Source organism: Lacibacter sp. H375 (assembly GCF_037892425.1).
GTDB lineage: Bacteria > Bacteroidota > Bacteroidia > Chitinophagales > Chitinophagaceae > Lacibacter.
The window spans coordinates 3,501,605-3,520,666 of sequence record NZ_JBBKTT010000001.1 but is presented as its reverse complement, the minus strand read 5'-3'; the positions used below and the strand labels follow the sequence as shown (position 1 = coordinate 3,520,666).

General features: G+C 38.9%; 10 protein-coding genes. 1 reads left to right on the top strand and 9 read right to left on the bottom strand.

Translation table 11 applies throughout. The features are described from left to right. Positions 1-8 precede the first annotated feature (8 nt). The 9 genes from WG954_RS15095 to WG954_RS15055 all read right to left on the bottom strand — a co-directional run bounded on the left by WG954_RS15095 (position 9) and on the right by WG954_RS15055 (position 17,951). Positions 9-3,041: a SusC/RagA family TonB-linked outer membrane protein gene (locus WG954_RS15095; RefSeq protein WP_340437511.1), complete on the bottom strand. Its 3,033-nt coding sequence runs from the start codon at positions 3,039-3,041 to the stop codon at positions 9-11. 360 nt (positions 3,042-3,401) lie between these two features. Beyond that, on the bottom strand, positions 3,402-4,904 hold the full coding sequence (locus WG954_RS15090) for an alpha-L-fucosidase (RefSeq protein ID WP_340437510.1): 1,503 nt from the start codon (positions 4,902-4,904) through the stop codon (positions 3,402-3,404). Between the two features lie 83 nt (positions 4,905-4,987). After that, positions 4,988-5,998, bottom strand: coding sequence for a formylglycine-generating enzyme family protein (locus tag WG954_RS15085; protein WP_340437508.1), 1,011 nt, complete (start codon positions 5,996-5,998; stop codon positions 4,988-4,990). 258 nt (positions 5,999-6,256) lie between these two features. Continuing rightward, positions 6,257-8,659 (bottom strand): beta-galactosidase GalB, encoded by a 2,403-nt coding sequence (gene galB, locus WG954_RS15080; protein WP_340437507.1) that lies wholly within the window; start codon positions 8,657-8,659, stop codon positions 6,257-6,259. Between the two features lie 102 nt (positions 8,660-8,761). Continuing rightward, positions 8,762-10,264, bottom strand: coding sequence for a sulfatase (locus WG954_RS15075; RefSeq protein WP_340437505.1), 1,503 nt, complete (start codon positions 10,262-10,264; stop codon positions 8,762-8,764). A gap of 42 nt (positions 10,265-10,306) precedes the next feature. Then, positions 10,307-11,839 carry a sulfatase family protein gene (locus WG954_RS15070; RefSeq protein ID WP_340437504.1) on the bottom strand — a complete coding sequence of 511 codons (1,533 nt, stop codon included), beginning with the start codon at positions 11,837-11,839 and terminating at the stop codon, positions 10,307-10,309. Positions 11,840-12,165: 326 nt separating this feature from the next. Next, positions 12,166-13,575: an MFS transporter gene (locus tag WG954_RS15065; protein ID WP_340437503.1), complete on the bottom strand. Its 1,410-nt coding sequence runs from the start codon at positions 13,573-13,575 to the stop codon at positions 12,166-12,168. A 47-nt stretch (positions 13,576-13,622) separates the two neighbouring features. Next, positions 13,623-15,665 (bottom strand): glycoside hydrolase family 2 protein, encoded by a 2,043-nt coding sequence (locus tag WG954_RS15060; protein ID WP_340437502.1) that lies wholly within the window; start codon positions 15,663-15,665, stop codon positions 13,623-13,625. Positions 15,666-15,674: 9 nt separating this feature from the next. After that, complete coding sequence (locus WG954_RS15055; protein ID WP_340437501.1) at positions 15,675-17,951, bottom strand: FAD-dependent oxidoreductase; 2,277 nt, start codon at positions 17,949-17,951, stop codon at positions 15,675-15,677. A 204-nt stretch (positions 17,952-18,155) separates the two neighbouring features. Between WG954_RS15055 and WG954_RS15050 the strand changes: the two genes are divergently transcribed. Then, positions 18,156-19,058 carry a glycoside hydrolase family 16 protein gene (locus WG954_RS15050; protein ID WP_340437500.1) on the top strand — a complete coding sequence of 301 codons (903 nt, stop codon included), beginning with the start codon at positions 18,156-18,158 and terminating at the stop codon, positions 19,056-19,058. Positions 19,059-19,062 lie beyond the last annotated feature (4 nt).

Sequence of the window (19,062 nt, the reverse complement as noted above, 5' to 3'; positions counted from 1 at the left end):
ATTTACAATTAAAATTTAACATTTAAACCAAACGTATACACTTTGTACAGCGGAGCGTTTTGATCTGTACTTCCGCCTCTTTGTCTTTCAGGATCAAAATTTTCAAACTTTGTTACGGTGAGTAAATTCTGTCCGCTTACATAAAACCGCAACTTGGAAATTCCGAATTTACCACTCAGCTTAACAGGCAATGTATAACCAAGTTCTACATTTCTTAAACGTGTATAGGATACATCTTCCACAAAAAAAGTAGAAACAACTGCATTATTCTGCCCGCCTGCACGTGGATATTTAGTGGACGGATTAGCCGGAGTCCAGCGGTCAATCAAATAAGAGAGTACATTATTCCTGCTGTCTTCCATTACACGCTGCCCGTTATCATTCAACACCCGTTCAATTCTTCCCACACCTTCCACAGTAAAAGTGAAATCAATTCCCATATAATCCAGGTTTCCATTAACACTGTATACCGATCTTGGGAATGGATTACCAATAATAGTCCGGTCGCTTTCATTAATAACACCGTCTTTATTCAGATCAGCATATTGAAAATCTCCGGGAGCTGTTCGGGTATTTGCAAATTGTCGGGGAGCGGCTGCAACCTCAGCAGCAGTTTGGAAAATACCAATTACCTGGTAGCCGAATAAAGCATTAAAAGGAACACCTACTCTTATGATTGTTTCAGCACCAATCGTTTCTCTGCCGCCTTGTCCCAGGCCGGTCACTTTATTGTCTTTAAATAAACTCAAACTGGCACCGAAGCTGTAGTTTAATTTTCTGCTTTTGTTCCGATAGTTCAAACTCAACTCTGTGCCTTCATTTACCATATCAGCAGCGTTTTGTGCGCCTAAACTTGATATGCCTATCGTAGCAGGAATGGGATAGTTACTGTATAAAAGATCAGTGCTTATGCGTTTGAAATGATCGGCGGTGAATTGTAAGCGGTTGCTGAAGAAACCGGCATCCAACCCAATATTGTATTGCTCCACTGTTTCCCAACGGATATTCTCATTTGCAAGTGACGTTAAAGCCACTGTACTTACAATTGTGTTACCAATAAAGTAGTCGCCTGAAACGGAATAGTTTTGAGAGTAGAGATTGTTATCAATGTTATCATTACCGGTGATTCCCCAACTGGCTCTTAATTTTAAATCAGAAATCCATTTTATTTTCGATATGAATTTTTCTTCGCTTATTCTCCAGCCTGCTGATGCAGAGGGGAAAGTTCCATACTTATTATTCGGTCCGAATTTTGAAGAACCGTCCCTTCTTACATTCGCTTCAAACAAATATTTTCCGTTGAGTATATAATTCACTCTTCCAAAAAAAGACTGCAGCTTTTCTACACTTGCACTGCCTGATACATTTGGATTTAAATTACCTCCTCCATTGAACTCCTGTAAATTATTTGTTGGGAATCCTTCCAAATTACCTGTAAACCCATTGCTGCGGTTATAAATAACTGAATGGCCTGCTAATACAGAAAGATCATGGCTAGTGCCAAACTTTTTGGCATAGCGTAATATATTTTCATTTAACAGCCGGTAATTAAAGCGGTTGCTCTTACGTAAAGAGTTTACTAAGTTTTGTGAAACAATATTACCTGCCCAATCTTTCACATCACTGGTGGGTGTGAAATTTGATGTGTAGCCAAACAGCACATTCGCACTTCCACTGGTTTCAAATGAAAGACCTTTAAAGATGTCAGCTTTTACAGCAATCCTGTCGGCAATATTCAATTCATTGTCTTTATAATCGCCTAACACACCACGTCTGAGTGGATTGGTGATTGGCGGACCTGCATTTACTTTTAAATAGGAACCATCCACAAAACCATATTCTCCGTTTGAATAATAAGCAGGTACAACAGGATGCGAACGTTGGAATTGATTGATGATACCTGTTTCGCCTAAAATGGCATCTGATCCTCCCGTAGGTCCAATTACTTTTGCCCAATACGAATTTGTAACGTTGCTGATGTTTAGCCAGGGCTTTACTTGTGAATTGAGGTTAAAGCTGAGATTAAACCGTTCGGTTTTAAACTTACCTCGTACAATCGCTTCCTGGTTAAAATAACCAACAGACAAACGGTAAGTTGTATTTTGTCCACCGCCGGAAAATGCCAGGTAATGATTTTGCATAGGAGCCCTTCGCAATATTTCTTTTGCCCAATTGGTATTACTAAACTGGTCAGGCTTATTTCCATCCTGCATTGCCTGAATTTCATCAAGCGTATATCTTAACGAAGTTGTTGGGCCGGTTTGATTAATATCTCTCTCGTTGATTAATGTTGCATAATCAGGTGCGTTTAAATATTTAGGTACCACTGTTGCCTCCTGAATACCATAATAACTGTTATATACAACTGTGCCCGCACCACTTTTACCTTTTTTGGTGGTAACAATAATTACTCCGTTTGCTGCACGTGCACCGTAGATAGCGCCGGCCGCTGCATCCTTTAATACTGAAATCGATTCGATATCTGCAGGCGACAGATTATTAAATTCATTTAATCCTGAATACTGTATATTATCAATTACCACTAACGGAGTAGATGAACCGAATGTTCCCAAACCTCTTATTAACACACTTGAACCATCAGCACCCGGCAACCCGCCGCCTTGGGTAATTTGCACGCCGGAAAATTTTCCATACATTAACTGACCTGAATTACTGACAGGTTGGTTAACTGCATCGCTAAACTTCAACGTTTGTGTTGCGCCGGTTTGGTTTACTTTTTTCTGTGTACCATAACCAACCACTACCACATCCTGCAACGCAGCAACTTCGGGCTCAAGCTTTACCGCAATGGCCGATGAACCATCCCATGCGAGTGTAAAAGTCTGAAACCCGACACTACTAAAAACGAGGACAGGTTTGCTTCCCGATACACTTAAGCTGAAAAAACCCTTTTGGTTGGTTGTGGTTCCCTTTTCTGAACCTTGTTGAACAACTGACACTCCTGCTACTGGCGTATTATCTCCTGCATTTGTAACAGTGCCGCTAACAGTAGTTGTTTGTGAAAATGACTTAAGGCTCATTAATAGCAAGAAGCAGAATAAGCCAATGTGAGAGGGTAAATTCCTTTTTAGCACAAGCATCGTTTCAGTTTTAGTTTGATTTAGAATTACACAACTAAGTAAGCAACTATATTTCACTTGCCTGGTGGCCAAGCGCTTCAAAAAAGAGGTGCATTCAGTTCATGAGTGTTAACGGGCAGTGTTTGAAACAGGAGGCTTGTTTTGTAAAAATGTTCTACTTTCTATTATCAATTGCTTTGAACAAATTAAACAAACAATAACAGTTATTGTTCAGGAGAGTTTTATATAAGAATCAATCATACTATAAAGAAATGATACAGCTATTCATGTTCTTGGTTTTTTTAATTACAGCAGAATCATTTACTGCATGTTTATCACAGATAATTCATACAAAGAAGGAGGCGCTGTTGCTTTTAGTATCTTCAACCGCAACTTAGTTGTCTTACAGTTTCGTGGCAGCATGATCACTTTACAATCACCCATGGGCTCAGTACCTAAGTAAATTGTTTGCCATTGTCCTTTCTGTAAAATATCAATGCTATATTCTTTTATTCTACCGGTTCTTAGTTGTGAAAATCCATCGGGTAAATTTCGGGTGTCTTGATATTCAAAAATACTGATCTTATTAAATGCTTCAGCAGGATTCAGATCAATTGTCAATTCAGCCAACGTATCAATGGCAAGCCATCGGCTGTCAAGACTTCCGTCGTTTACAAATGCTGCTTTGTAGGTAATGTCTTTGTCAACAAACTCGCTTGTTGCAGCAGCTGGTTTTAGCAACGAAATAAATTTACCATTCTTCGGCAATGGTTTGTTTGCAGATAAGCCTAATCGCTTTCCTAATTCAATGACAGCAAGTGCTTCGTATTCCCGTATCCTGCCGGTTTTATCAGGAGGAACATTTATCACCAGTGAATTATCATTATCAGTACACCAGTAAAATAATTCCTGCAGTTCATCTAACTCTCTTACCGGAAGCTGTGCTGATTTTTGGAACCAGTTCCAGCGACTGCTGAGACAAATGGTATGTTCATAAGGAAGGTAATACGATTTCCCTTCGTGCAGATATTGCTTTTTGTCAAATTTGGTAATGATCTTCGGATCCCATAATCTGAAATCGCTTGGGAAATAATGAAAGAAATATTTATTGTCTTCTGTCATTAAAGATGGCAATGTAAATTTCCGTTTGCCTTCTTCATTTACGATCGTATGATTAACGCTTACGGCACACTTGGGGTTATACTGTTTCACTAATTTATATACCTGATCTATGCCCCAATCAGAAGGGCTTCTTTTCCAACCGCCATCGAGCCACAACTCACAAATAGAACCATAGTTGGTGAACAGTTCTTTCAATTGATTGAGCATATAGTCGATATATACTTGCGGGTTTTTGTCATTAAAAGAAGCTTCATGTCTGTCCCAGAGCGAATAATAAATTGCAAACTGCAAACCGTATTTTTTGCAGGCATCCGCAACTGCTTTCACTACATCTGTTTTAACCGGAGAAGAAGCCACATCATATTCAGTGTACTTGCTATCCCATAAACAAAAACCATCGTGGTGTTTTGTAATCAGCAACACATAACGGAAGCCCGCTTCTTTTGCAGTACGCACCCATTGATCAGGATCAAGGTTAGTTGGATTGTATGCAGTTGCAGGTGTAGTACCATCTGACCATTCAAGGTCAGTAAATGTATTAACGCCAAAATGAATGAACATACCATAGCCACGTTTGATCAATTCCTTTTGTGCAGCGTTTGGTTTAGTGGACGGTTGTAGTATTTGTGCTGTGGAATGAATACAGGCTATTGCAAATGCAAAAAAGACAATTGCACGTTGATACTTTATTTTTAAACTCATGAAATAGTTATTGAGAACCCGTTTAGGTCTACTAAGAAATATTTTAGTTCTTATGGCACTATGAAAATATAGTAATGTATCTCTTATTTTTTAGCAACATCCTTCACACACCTGAAACCTGTATGTTCCAATCCAGTATCAGGACTGCTTTTCATTCTTCTTGCAACACGGTAACCGCTGCAGTAACTGTCGTTGCAGAGAAAACTTCCGCCACGTAATACACGTTTTGGTGTATAAGGATCTTGCGGATCGAAACTTTTTTGCGGACCGTTTGGATTTACAACAGTATTGCTAGCTACTGATTTGTAATAGTTATGATCATACCAATCACTGCACCACTCCCACACATTTCCTGCCACATCAAACAAACCATACTTGTTACAGTTGTATGTTTTTACCGGAGCGTACTTTATAAATCCATCACGTTGTTCATTTGAGTAAGGAAACTTTCCTTCCCAACTATTTGTTTTTGCTGCACCAATGTTTACATGTTCATTTCCCCACGGATAAATATTATTGTTCAAACCACCTCTTGCAGCATACTCCCACTCTGCTTCTGTTGGCAAACGTTTACCTGCCCACTTGCAGTAAGCCATTGCATCGTCCCAACTAACGTGCACAACAGGAAAATTTTCTTTTCCTTTAATACTGCTGTTAGGTCCTTCAGGATGTTTCCAATCTGCACCTGCCACCCAACTCCACCATTGCGAATAATTATTGAGATCAACTGGCCCATTACTCGGCTTAAATACCAACGATGCTGCTACCAATAAACTATCGGCTGGTTTTGCTGTACCGGGTGGCACTGTCTTTTTTAATTCTTCCCAATCGGGTTTACGTTCTGCAGTGGTAATATATCCAGTAGCATCAACAAATTTTTGGAACTGGGCATTGGTAACTTCTGTAACATCCATGTAAAATGCATCAACCGTTACTTTGTGTTTTGGATACTCATCTTCTGATGCCTGTTCATTATCAGCTCCCATTTCAAAACTTCCTCCGGGGATAAATACCATTCCTGCAGTAGTGGTATCGCCATTAAAACCAATAGATGATGAAGAGGTGTCTGCACCAAACCTTGATGGAACGGCCATACAGGTATGAGCTGAATCCTGTTTTTGATTCTGTGCTGAGTCATTTGAATTATTACAGGAACCCAAAAACAATATTATCGCAAAAGGCAGGCTTCTTTTTGAATAGAAACAAATTTTACATCTCCTCACTAAAAATGACAACAGCATATCAATTGTTTTTTTCCGAATAAGCACTAAGGTCGTACAACCTGAGCAATTTTGAATTTCTTAAGTCAGTAATTTTTATTTAGCTGATATACTTAATGGGTGATGCTCTTGCTATTTTGTAACAACGGTAATAACTGAAGTTTTTAATCCCGGTGATGAAGCTTCAATTTTAACAACTCCTGCTGCTCCCTTTTTACTTTTAATTACCAATAAACATAAGCCGTTAAACGCTTTGCGGTAATTAGCCTGGAATGGTTCGGTAGAAGCAGCGTTTCCATTATCAACTGCAGCTATCGTTGCAGGTCCTGATATCTTAAAGTCAACTCTATTATCTGCAAGTGGACAGAAGTTGCCATTCTCATCTTCAATTCTAACAGTTACAAATGATAAATCATCTCCATCTGCATAAATCACTTTCCTATCGGGTATTAACTTAATTTGGTTTGGATTCTTTGCTGTCTTGATAGTTTTTGTAGCCGCTTGTTTTCCATTCTTGTAGGCGACCACTTTTATTTCCCCTTTTTCAAATGGTACATTCCAGTTAAGTCGGTAGGGCGATTCGAAATATTTTGGTCTGTTTTTCCATGCAAAAAAGGAAACAGGAATACTGGTTTTGTCTACTCCAATTTTTTTTCTTCCATACGATTTACCATTTACAAATAATTCCGCTTCATCACAATTAGTATAACAGTAAACAGGAATTTCTGTGATGTCGCTTCCTTCCCAATTCCAATGTGGTAAGAGATGAACCATTGGTTCAGTTGTCCAGCGGCTTTGGTATAAATAAAAGCGATCTTTCGGAAAACCTGCCAGATCCACTGCACCGAAATAAGAACTTCTCGATGGCCAATCAACATCCCAATTACCATGTGTAAGATTATCTTTTCCACCATAAGGCGTTGGCTCACCTAAATAATCAAAACCAGTCCATACAAACTCACCAATCACATTAGGCAAAGAATCCTGGAAATGAAATTCAACATCGGGTGGATAAGCCCAGCTTGGACTTTGATTATCATAACTGCTTACCTGCAATGATGGATGCTTATCATATTTTTCCAATGGTAAATGATAAACACCTCTTGATGATACGCATGATGCTGTTTCCGATCCGTAAACGATCCAATCCTGGTATTGTTTCATCGTTGGTGCATAGTCTGTCGGTTTATAGTTGGCGCCCACTAAATCTATTTCAGCAGCAAGTCCGTTTTTAATGGCTGCAGCAAAATTGTTGAACCCTGCAGTCGTTGGTCTGTTGGGATCTTCTTCTTTACAAATCTTTGCAAGTGATCGGGCAATGAGATAACCATCTTCTTTATTTTGTTCTCTTATTTCGTTACCAATACTCCACATAACAATCGATGGCCTGTTTCTGTCACGACGAATCATATCACGCAGATCCTGTTCATGCCATTGCGCCCAATACTTACTGTAATCATTTTCAACTTTAGGCATTTCCCAACAATCAAATGCTTCTTCCTGTACTAAAAGTCCCATCTTATCACATAGATCCAATTGCTCAGGCGATGCAGGATTGTGTGATGTACGGATCGCATTCACACCCATTTCTTTCATGATTTGCAACTGACGTTCTGTAGCTCTGTAGTTAACAGCTGCACCCAATGCACCCAGGTCATTATGCAAACAAACACCTTTCATTTTTACCTTTCTTCCGTTTAAAAAGAATCCTTCTCTTGTGTATTGAATGGTACGTATGCCGAATGTTTCAACATAAGTATCAACAGCAATATTGTTTTTATAAATAGTTGAAATTGTTTTGTAGAGATGCGGCGTTTCCATATCCCACAACTTCGGATTATTTACTTCCAGCTCCTGAAAAGTTGTTGCTTCACTTGCAGTAAAGTTGAATTTATTCATTGCAGTTGCAACTTCTGACCCATTTGCATCTACAATAATTGTTTTGATCTGATAGTTCCCAGCATGAGTTTTTTGCTTGCTGGAAATCATTGTTTCCACTTTCACCTTTGCATTATCTTTTGTAACAACAGGTGTAGTGATATGATTTCCCCAATGTTTTACATGCACAGGATTTTTTATTTCCATCCATACATTTCTGTAGATGCCTGCACCGGAGTACCACCTTGCAGATAATTCCTGTGGACTTAGTTTTACGGCAATCACATTTTCACTGCCGTATTGAATGTAGGGTGTTATATCAATTTCAAAACTGCTGTAGCCATAAGGTCGATCATATACTTTCTGACCATTAACGTAAACAGATGAGTTATACATAATACCATCAAACTCAAGTGTAACAATTTTTCCTTTTGCTGATGCATCTATTTTGAAACGCTTACGATACCATGCTTTATCAAAAATGGGAAGTCCGCCTGTACGTGGATTATATTCTGGTTTGAATGGCCCTTCAATGGCCCAGTCGTGTGGCAACGATAACTTTCTCCAGTCTGAATCTTTGTATTGAGTTTGAGCTGCAGCAGAATCTGTTGTTTTCTTAAAGAGCCATCCTTCATTAAACGAAAGCCGTTTTCTCAATGAACTTTGAGCCATAAGAGAAACACTCACAAATAGTAAACTTGCGAAAAGAAGTGAGCTTTTATATATGAATCTGTTGCTGAACATAATTTTATTTTTTGATTATTGCTTATATCCCGGATTGGGCTTAAAGCCACCGGCCTTATTGTTTGCAAGCCATAAATCGAGTTGTTTCTTCAATTGCTTTGCTACCTGAACATTTTGAGTAGCCAGGTTTTTCTTTTCACTCACATCAACTGAAAGATCGTACAATTCAATACTGTCATCTTCGTAATTATAGATGAGTTTATATTTTCCTTTTCTGATAGCCGCACCTGGTTTACCGCCCTGGTTACTGTAATGCGGATAATACCAGTACAATGCTCTGTCTGCTGTTTTCTTTTGATTTGATAAGAGCTTTAAAATATCTTCTCCTTCAACAGCAGTTTCTTTCTTGTAGGTTTTGTTGATGGCTGTTACAACAGTAGAAAAAATATCAGATGTGTTAACGGGTAAATCTGAAACAATGCCTTGCTGCAGTTTATTTTTCCAATACATAACCATCGGCACTCTTATTCCGCCTTCATACAACCAGCCTTTACCTGCTCTCAACGGAATATTGGTGGTGGGACTTCCTTCTGCCGTACTCAATCCACCATTGTCTGATGTAAAAATGATCAATGTATTTTCAAGCAATCCTTTTTCTTTCAACGATTGAATAATGCGACCAATGTTCCAATCCATGTTTTCAATCATTGCAGCATAAACGGCATGGTCCTGAACCAAACGCTGTTTCCAATCAGTTTGATTCTTCATCCATTCTTCATTTTTAATGAATCGGTCTTTGTCAGTATAACCAAGCCGTTGCTGTTTTTCTTTATACTTTTTAATCAATGCTGCAGGCGCCTGCAAAGGATTGTGCACGGCGTATAAAGAATACATCAGGAAAAAAGGCGATTGCTTTTCTTTTTGAATAAAACTGATGCACTCGTTTGCAAGCCGGTCAGTAATATATTCTCCTGCCGGGCCATCAGTTAATGTTGGATTGCCGTAAGGAGTGAAATAACCACCGGTGCTGTCATTTATTTTTCCTGTTGGGCCACCTTTACTCCATCCGCCCTTATTCGTTTGAAAACCGTGATTCAATGGCCAGTGTTTCTCTTCTTCACCTAAATGCCATTTACCGGCAAAGAATGTTTGATAGCCGTTTTTTAATGCATGTTCTGCAATTGTATTTTCATTGAGGGATAATTCAAATGCCGTAGCCGGTGTAATTAATTTTTCAAATGGTTTTGCATTTCCGTTTTCCTGCCTTCCTTTGATCCAGTCAGTAACTTTTGTATTGATTGGATTTTTCCCTGTCATGATGCTTGAACGGGTGGGACTGCAAACAGGACTTGTGGTGTAATTGTTGGTAAACTTTGCACCTTTTGCTGCCAACGCATCAAGATTCGGCGTTTCATAAAACGTACTTCCATAACATGAAAGATCTTTCCAGCCCAGATCATCAGCAAGTATAACAATGATGTTGGGTTTGCTCTTATTCTGTTGCGCTTCTGCAGTCACTATTATAGCCATACTCCAAACAGTAACAAACAAATATTTTAGTGAAGTATGTATTATCATGATTTTGTGATTGGAAGTTGAATTATCAGAAGAACCAAACTGTTATTTTACAGTACTGCCTTGTTTAATTTTCATCAGCAATGCCTGCATTTCTTTCACTTTATCGGGATGAACAGCAGCAAGATTTTTTGTTTCACTTGGGTCATTAGCCAAATTGTATAGTTGCGGCTCAGGCAAATTGCCCAGTTCGGTATTGGTATCCTTATTCACCTTTGGACCTTTTGAAGGTTCAATATATTTCCAGTTGCCAACCAGCAATGATAGTGTTGAGTTAATTGATTGCTCTACCAAAAACTCACGGGGCTTATTTGTTTGATTGAGCAATACAGGTAAATAGTTTTTACTATCAGGCGCCTGCCCTGCTTCAACTTTTGCTCCTGCAAGTTTTGCCAGCGAAGCATAAAGATCTATCTGGCTGAACAATGCGTTATTGGTTGTGCCCGGTTTTACTTTTCCTTTCCAGCTAACAATAAACGGCACTCTTGTACCTGCTTCAAACGCACTGTACTTTCCGCCACGATAAATTCCGCCTGGTTTGTGATTGCCTAATTTTTCAACAGCGTCATCTTTATAACCATCATCAACCACATGCCCGTTATCGCTTGAAAAAATGATGAGTGTATTTTCAAGGAGGTTATTCTTTTTAAGAATAGAAATAATTTCACCAACTGTCCAGTCTAATTGCAGTAACACATCGCCTCTCGGCCCCATGCCACTCTTTCCAGCAAACCGTGAATGCGCAAGACGTGGCACATGAATATCATGCGTAGCAAAATATAAAAAGAAAGGATTGTTTTTTTGATTGCTGATATAAGCATTTGCTTTTTGCACCAGCACATCGGCAAAATCTTCATCTTTCCAAAGAGCTGATGTACCACCAGTCATATATCCAATACGGCTCACACCATTTACAATCGTCATATCATGCCCGTGCGACGGTTGCATTTTCAACAGCTCCGGGTTCTTTTTGCCGGTAGGTGCATTTGGATCAACTGGCCCTGTGTAACTAACTTTTATCGGATCATTTTTATCGAGATTAACTACCTGTTGATTTTCTACAAATACACAGGGAACTCTGTCGCCGGTTGCAGGAATCAGGAATGAATAATTAAATCCAATCTCTGCAGGGCCGGGTTTTATTTTGTCGTTCCAGTCAATACCTTTTCCATCACCCAATCCAAGATGCCACTTACCAATCACTGCTGTATTGTATCCTGCTTTTTGTAACATACCAGGCAATGTTGTTCCTGTAACAGGAATGATCAACGATGCATCACCGGGAGCAATACCTGTACCTTCTTTGCGCCATGCATACTTTCCTGTAAGCAATGAAAAACGTGATGGTGTGCAGGTAGCAGACGTTGCATGTGCATTGGTAAATCTTGCCCCGCTTTTTGCAAGTGCATCCATATTAGGTGTTGCAATAGCTGTGGCACCGTAACAACCAAGATCTCCATAACCAAGATCATCGGTATAAATTAAAATGATATTTGGCTTTTTATTTTTTGTTATTTGGCCATGCAAAGAAATGCTAACTGACAGGACAAGTAGTCCAAGCAAGAATCGTTTGATCATTTTTTCTATTTAAATTATTTTGAGGCAGGCTCACCTCTACATGAAAGCTAAATTATCGCAAGCAAATTAACCTTTTCATTCAAAAAAGGGGTGCTGATGTAGCATTTAACAACGATAAAAGTTTTTATTGTTGCTATTCAAAAAATATTAAACCAAGTCTGAAAACCTCTATTGGTGGGCTTTCATTACCCTTTTGTAAGATCTGGTTAGCGGGCTAAAAATGTATCATCATGTATTACAAATGTGTAGAAGTACATTCAACTCCAATCATAAAATAAATATTTCGATTCTACCTGATTCAATTATTCGGCGCTGTACTTATCTACCTATTCAGCTAAATTACTTTTTACTTTCGGTTGCAATTTTGCTATACCGCCAAGTTTTAATAAGAACCACCCAACCGGGTGCAAAAAAGCGATGATCAAAAACCATAATCCATAACCTTTACCCTGAACAAGTTCTAATATTGGTGATAATATAGCATGCAAGCCCTGGTCTAAAAAACCGGATGCTTTTACTGATGGGCCTGATACCATTGCCGCAACAATCATGTTCATCATAATACCGCCGAGTGTGCTTCCTGCAGCTACAATACTAAACACTGTTCCCAATGAATGGCTTGGAACAATATCAACAATAATTGAACTGAGATTGATCAGCCATGCCAATGAAGCTAATACAACAGCTGCAGAAAGAATGATTGAACTATTTATACCTGTTACATAACTGATGAGTGGAGCTAATGGCATGACACAAGCACAAAGCAGCATCACTTTCATTCTGCTTGAAACTGCCTGTTTACCATTTTTAATGAATCTACCTGAAAGCCAACCGCCGAATAAACTACCTACTCCGGCTGCGGCATAAATTACCCATGTGATCTTTAAATCGTTTTGTGATAAATCCCGTTCTGCTGATAAATATTTCGGAAACCAGAATTGAAAGAAATACCAAACAGGATCAGTAATTAAACGGGCCAGCAATAACAGCCAGGTACCCCTAAACGTTAATACTTTTTTCCACGACCATGTTTCATTGGGTTTATCAATTTCAGTTTTATCTGATGTATTATCCTGTTCAATATAATCCAGCTCTTCTTTGGTTATGTGTTTACTTTTTTGTGGTGTTCTGTAAATTAAAAGCCACGGAACAATCCAGAGTAATCCTACAAAACCGGTGATGATAAATGCCAATCGCCACCCGGTGCCCTGGCCCAACCAATTTGCAATGGAAGGCATCTTATCCGCATATGCATAAGTGGCTAAAGGTATCACCACATAAGGTGCTATTGTTGCGCCAATGGTTGCGCCCATGGTATATAATCCTATGGCAAATGCTCTTTGCTTTGCAGGAAACCATTCTGATACTGCTTTAGATGCAGCAGGCCATATACCGGCTTCGCCTAAGCCCAACATAAAACGATACACACCCAAGGAGGTAATTCCTCTTGCTGCTGCAGTAAGCATATTTGAAACAGACCACCAGATTACAAAAAACAATGTACCAGCCCTCGTTCCAACTTTATCTACAATTCGTCCGGATATGATATAAGCAATGGTATAAGCAATAAGAAAAATATTAACGATGTTGGCATAGTCAACATCCGTCATGCCTAAGTCGTTTTGAATAGTAGGTGCTAATGCAGAAAGAGTTTGCCGGTCGATATAATTAAGTACGGCTGCTGTAAACAGCAATCCCACAATCCACCAGCGCATTCCTTTTATTTTCCTAATCATTTTTAACAACTACTGTTTTTAAACCCATTAACTGACTTCGTTAGCATTTATAGCGAACTGTCGAATATGACAATGCCACCTTTGTTTTCGATCACAATGCGGCTATTAGAAATTGCTTTCTTTAGAATTATTTCAACTGTGCTTCCTGGTTTTATTTCGGGTACAGTGTAACTGCTGTTCAACTTTTCACCTTCCATCAATTTTAAAACATGATTGCTGATGGTATAAGAAGGGAATCCTGCTTTTGCTGTAATTAAAATTTTATTTTTTTGAACAGTTATTGTTACCGGCGATAATTCTTTTTGAAACGCTTTATACAATGCTCTTGGCTTTCTATTGGCATCTACAATTCCCCAAGGTCTGTACCCATCTTTATTGGTACCCGCAAAGCGACTGAGATAATCATTATAACTCCAATAAGAAAAACCAACGACATAGGGATGCCTGTTGATCACATCAATCAATCCTTTTAAATGATCGATCCGTACCTGCTCATTCTTTACTTCATCTGAACGCATTCCCGTTTCACTGATGAAAATGGGTTTGTTGGGATATTTCTCATGCAGGTAGTTGATGTTTCTTTCCAACCCTTCAATAGCTGAGTAATTATTAAAATTTAAAAAATCACAATACCTGAATGCATCATGCGGTAATTTCAGGTTGACAGGATTCACTGCAGTACCAATAGCAACAAACGTTAAAAGCCTTGTTGTATCCAATAAGCGGTATTGTTCAAATTGCTCTCTTGTCCATTCATCACCTTCAGGTGTCCAGCTGGCATACTCATTACCTGTACTGTATGCCACAACAGAAGGACTGTTCCAGCAAGCTTCCACCATCTCCTTCAACTGAGATTCAAAATCATCCTTCACATTTTGGGTAGCCATTAATACAGGACTTATTTGCCAGTTGGGGGTTTCAGCAACCAATAAATAACCATGCTCATCGGCCCAGCGATAAAAATGTTTACTTACCGGTGTGTGATTCATTCTTGCAAAAATCATATGACCATTGCGTTGCAATTCCATATCGATCTTTGCAAGCTCAGCAGGTTCAGTAGAGCCATATACGGGATGATCTGAGTGGCGGTTACTGCCTGCTAAACGAACAGGGTTTCCATTAAGCAATAGTTGAGTGCCAGCCACTTTGAATTCACGAATACCAAAATAAGTTTCGTATTGATTGATGCGTTTATTACCTGATTCAATTGCAGTCGTAACATCGTACAAATTAGGATTATCAAAATCCCACAGTAGCACTTCAGCTGATAACAATTCATATTGCTGAATAATTTTTTCTGTAGTAAAGGCCTTTATGTTGATGGATTTCACCAACGCATTTCCACTCTCAATTTTTGATCCAGAAGTTCTGTTGCTGATAGTTGGTTTTATTGTAATGGCCGCATCTGACAACGATCTGTTTTCAACCCATGTGATGATCTTTACCTGTGCTTTTCCAGTTTTCAAATCAGGAATGGATTCGATCTTTTGATTTTTTATATAAATTTTATCCGTGATTAATAAGCTCACATCTCTTGTAATACCACCATACTCATACCATGGAAAAAATTGTGCTGAAGGATGATCTCCCATTCTTGCACCCGGAACTGTTAATTCCGTCCATGAATTATCTACTTCCACAGCAATAAAATTCAATTCGCTGTATTTAATAAATTTGGTGATGTTTACCGTAAACGGAGTGTAACCACCTGCGTGATATGCTGCCAATTCACCATTGATAAAAATGCGGCATTTATAAAACACAGCTTCAAACCGAATCCTGATCAATTGATCTTTTGCATCTGCAGGAAGTTTGAAAGCTTTCCTGTACCATGCTTTGCCAACAAAGTTGTAACGTATATCAGTACTCCAGCAATGCGGAACAATTACTTTATCAAAACGATCTGCCGCATAACCATTGCTGCTGTCTTTTTCATTGATTTTCCAGGGTTGATTCCATCCCATTACTTCTCCTCTTGCTAAAGGATCTAATGCAAAACTCCACTGGCCGTTCAAAGATATTTCCTGCGACTTTGCAGCAACAGTTGTTATAAAAGCTATGAACAGTAATATTAGTTTATGGCATTTCATGTTGAACGCTTAATAACACCTTACCTCGAACAGAGATACAGGTGCTGTACTATCTGAGTTAGCAATTTTTATTTTTAATTCCGTTGCTGTTACCGGTTCATCAAATTGGATGGTGCGGTGTGCTAAATAGTTTCCTGAAATTTCACCAACTAACTCATTATTGCAATTGAACACTTTTACTTCATCAGCACAGAAAGGCATCTTGTCTTCAGGATTCAGCAGCAATACCGATTCAAGCGGATGATCATAATCTGCATCAAAAAATAATTCCACCTTATTAATGGTTTGCGATTCATCCCAAACAATTTTTATTTCCGCTTCATTTGTACCGTAATCAGCAACCCATGCATTCGTGCTGTTAACAGGCCGCTGCAATCCGTTTCTTAAGTGTTCAGGAGAAAAAGCTTGCAACGCAGGTGTTATTTTCATCGCAATGTTTTTACCGGCGGGTCTTCGCTGCGGACACCAGAATTCAAATCCTTCCACACCAATATCGCCAGTTGGTTCCTGTTTTCCATAGTTCGACACTGCAGGATTAACAGCATTGTAAACAGATAACAAGCCGGTAATTCTTTTATCACTTGATGCCAACTCTACTTCGCTGTTACTCATAAAACAAACAAAAGCATATTGATTTTCTTCAAATGCATGATCAAATTCAATTTGATATTCATTTTCACCTTGCTGTATTTGTAATTCTTTTATTGCAACAATAACATCGGGTGTGTGGTTGAAAGATTTGCTACTTACACGAAGTTGTACTTTAAGTAAAGTTGGTTGTTTTGCTCTTGCCCAAAATGTAATAGCCGGCATCTTCTGTTTACCAACAGGCAGCATTTGTGCTGTTGAATATTGGAGTTGCTGCCAATCTCCCGATTGAGGAATTTCAGACAGCGATAATGTAGAACTTGCTTCTATACTACTTGCTTTTTGTACAAGATCATTGTCATCATGCAATTGAAAACCCGGAATATGCTGACCTGTTTTCATCAGCTCTGTCTGCAATTCTTTTATTCTGTTCTTTCCAATCGTTTTTGGTAATGCATTGTATTTTTTACATAAAGCCGCTGCTAATGCAATGGCCTGACCGCCGTGTGCACAGGTTGCCATAACTCTTGTAGAACCAAACGCCACATGCGATGCACTGATGATACGGCCGGCTAAAAACAGGTTGCTGATATTGCGGCTGTAGTAACAACGATAAGGAATTCCGTAAACACCTTTTGAATGCCATTGATTACATCCTTTCAATTCACTAAAAACACCATCTGCCGGGTGAAGATCAACACTCCATCCGCCGAAGGCTACTGCATCTTCAAATTCAGTTTGCTCTATAACGTCCTGTTGTTTTAATATGTAATCGCCTTCAAATCTTCTGCTCTCCCGTTTGCCCGGCACATGACCCACCCATTCAAGAGTGAGATTTTCTGCTTCAGGAAATTTGCCTGAATTTTTGATATAATCCCAAACACCATATACTACTTTCCATAATTGCCATTTGATTGTTTCTGTTTCGTGTACAGTGTCCAGTCTGCCACCATATTCAATCCACCACAAACGGCAACCAATATCTTTTGTATTAAAACTTTTATAACGGGGAATTTCTTTTGTAACATCAATTGCAAAAGATGGGGGAACATATTTTACTTTTCTGCCCGTATCTTTTGAATAGAAATAAATGGAATGACCCAGCAACTCACCATACTCTTCCGATGGTGCAAACTTTTCTCCGAATTCATCTTTTGATTCTGCACCCATTCTGAAAGCAGCACCTGCAAGAAAGCCAACAATACCATCACCCGACGCATCACAAAACAACGGAGCTTTTAAAATATAGGAAACAGAGTTTTGCGGACAAAATGCTTTTACTGATTGAATTGTATCAGCATCTTTCTTTTCAATATCATATACAGCAGTATTCAACAACAAGGTGATATTTTTTTCCATTACAACTTTTTCAAGCAGTATGATATCAAACATCAATGCATTGCCATCAGGATTTCTGTATCCGTTTTCCAATAAAATTTCGTTGATGACGCCTCCTTCTCTTGCCCAGCGGTTGTTATTTCCCATGTGCGAAGTAGCACCCAATACCCACAAACGAACTTCGCTTGATGAATTACCACCCAGCACCGGTCTGTCCTGAACCAACACTACTTTTATATTTGCTCTTGCAGCAGTAATAGCACAACAAGTTCCTGCAAGGCCACCGCCAATAATGATCATATCGGCCTCAATTTCTTCAGACTTCAATTCCCGTTTTACAGATGGAGATTCGATAAGCATGTTAACTACTGATGATTAATCTTGTAATTTGAATAATGGGGCTTCTTTTTTTGAAGAAGCTTTACGTCGGTAAACTTATTCTGAATGTTTTCTTTTGAAGGCAACATATGCGTCTAAAATGGGTGTTATTTGTACCAAGCCTGAAAGCATTGAACACCACATACAGAAGTTCGCTATTTTAGGGCTTCACTGAATAAATGAAAAATGAAACCACTTTCACGCCTGTTCCTGTTCCTGATTGCTCTTTGCCTGCAGGCGCAAATTTGTGCGGCTCAATCACGACGAAATAAACTGGTTGATAAACAAACACCGAAAAAGGTAATCCCTTTTATAAAGAATGATTCCATTTCTGGCAGGGATTTGCAAAAAGCATGGAAGCTTGATTTTTCGGATGAATTTAATGACACTGAAATTGATACAACGAAATGGAATATTGAAACTTCCATCAAAAAGAGAATTGATATTACACTCTTTGCAGATAAAGATCAACTGGAGGAAAAAAACGGAAACATCTATATCTATTACCGGAAATCGGGTATCAATGACACTGCCTACAACGCCGGTAGATTTACATCACAAAACAAATACACCCCTACCTATGGTTTTTTTGAATGCCGCATGCATGTAGTAAAACCCAATGGTCATCAAACAGCATTTTGGATGATGCCTTCTTTAAGAAAAGGAATGAGTTCAAAAGAAGGAGTTGATGGCACAGCAAATGATGGCGCTGAAATTGATATTGTGGAGGCAACGAAAGAACATGCATTTTCGTTAGGCCTGCACTGGGATGGTTATGAAAAGCCTGCACATAAATCTAACGGAAGACTGATCAAGGCGCCAAACATGCATGATACGGAATTTCATGTGTATGGTTTTGAATGGACACCTTCATACTTGAAATTCTATTTTGACGGTGAAGTAGTAGCAACCATGACTGACGCCAAACTGATTCCGCATGTAGCTGAGTTCATTTATGTATCGGGAAGTTGTTTTGGTGCAAATAACTGGGTAGATGGAGACATACGAAAAAATGAGTTTATTCAAAATGGAAATACAGACAAAGCGTATATCGATTATATAAGGGTGTACAAAAGCAGGAATCAATAGAGTT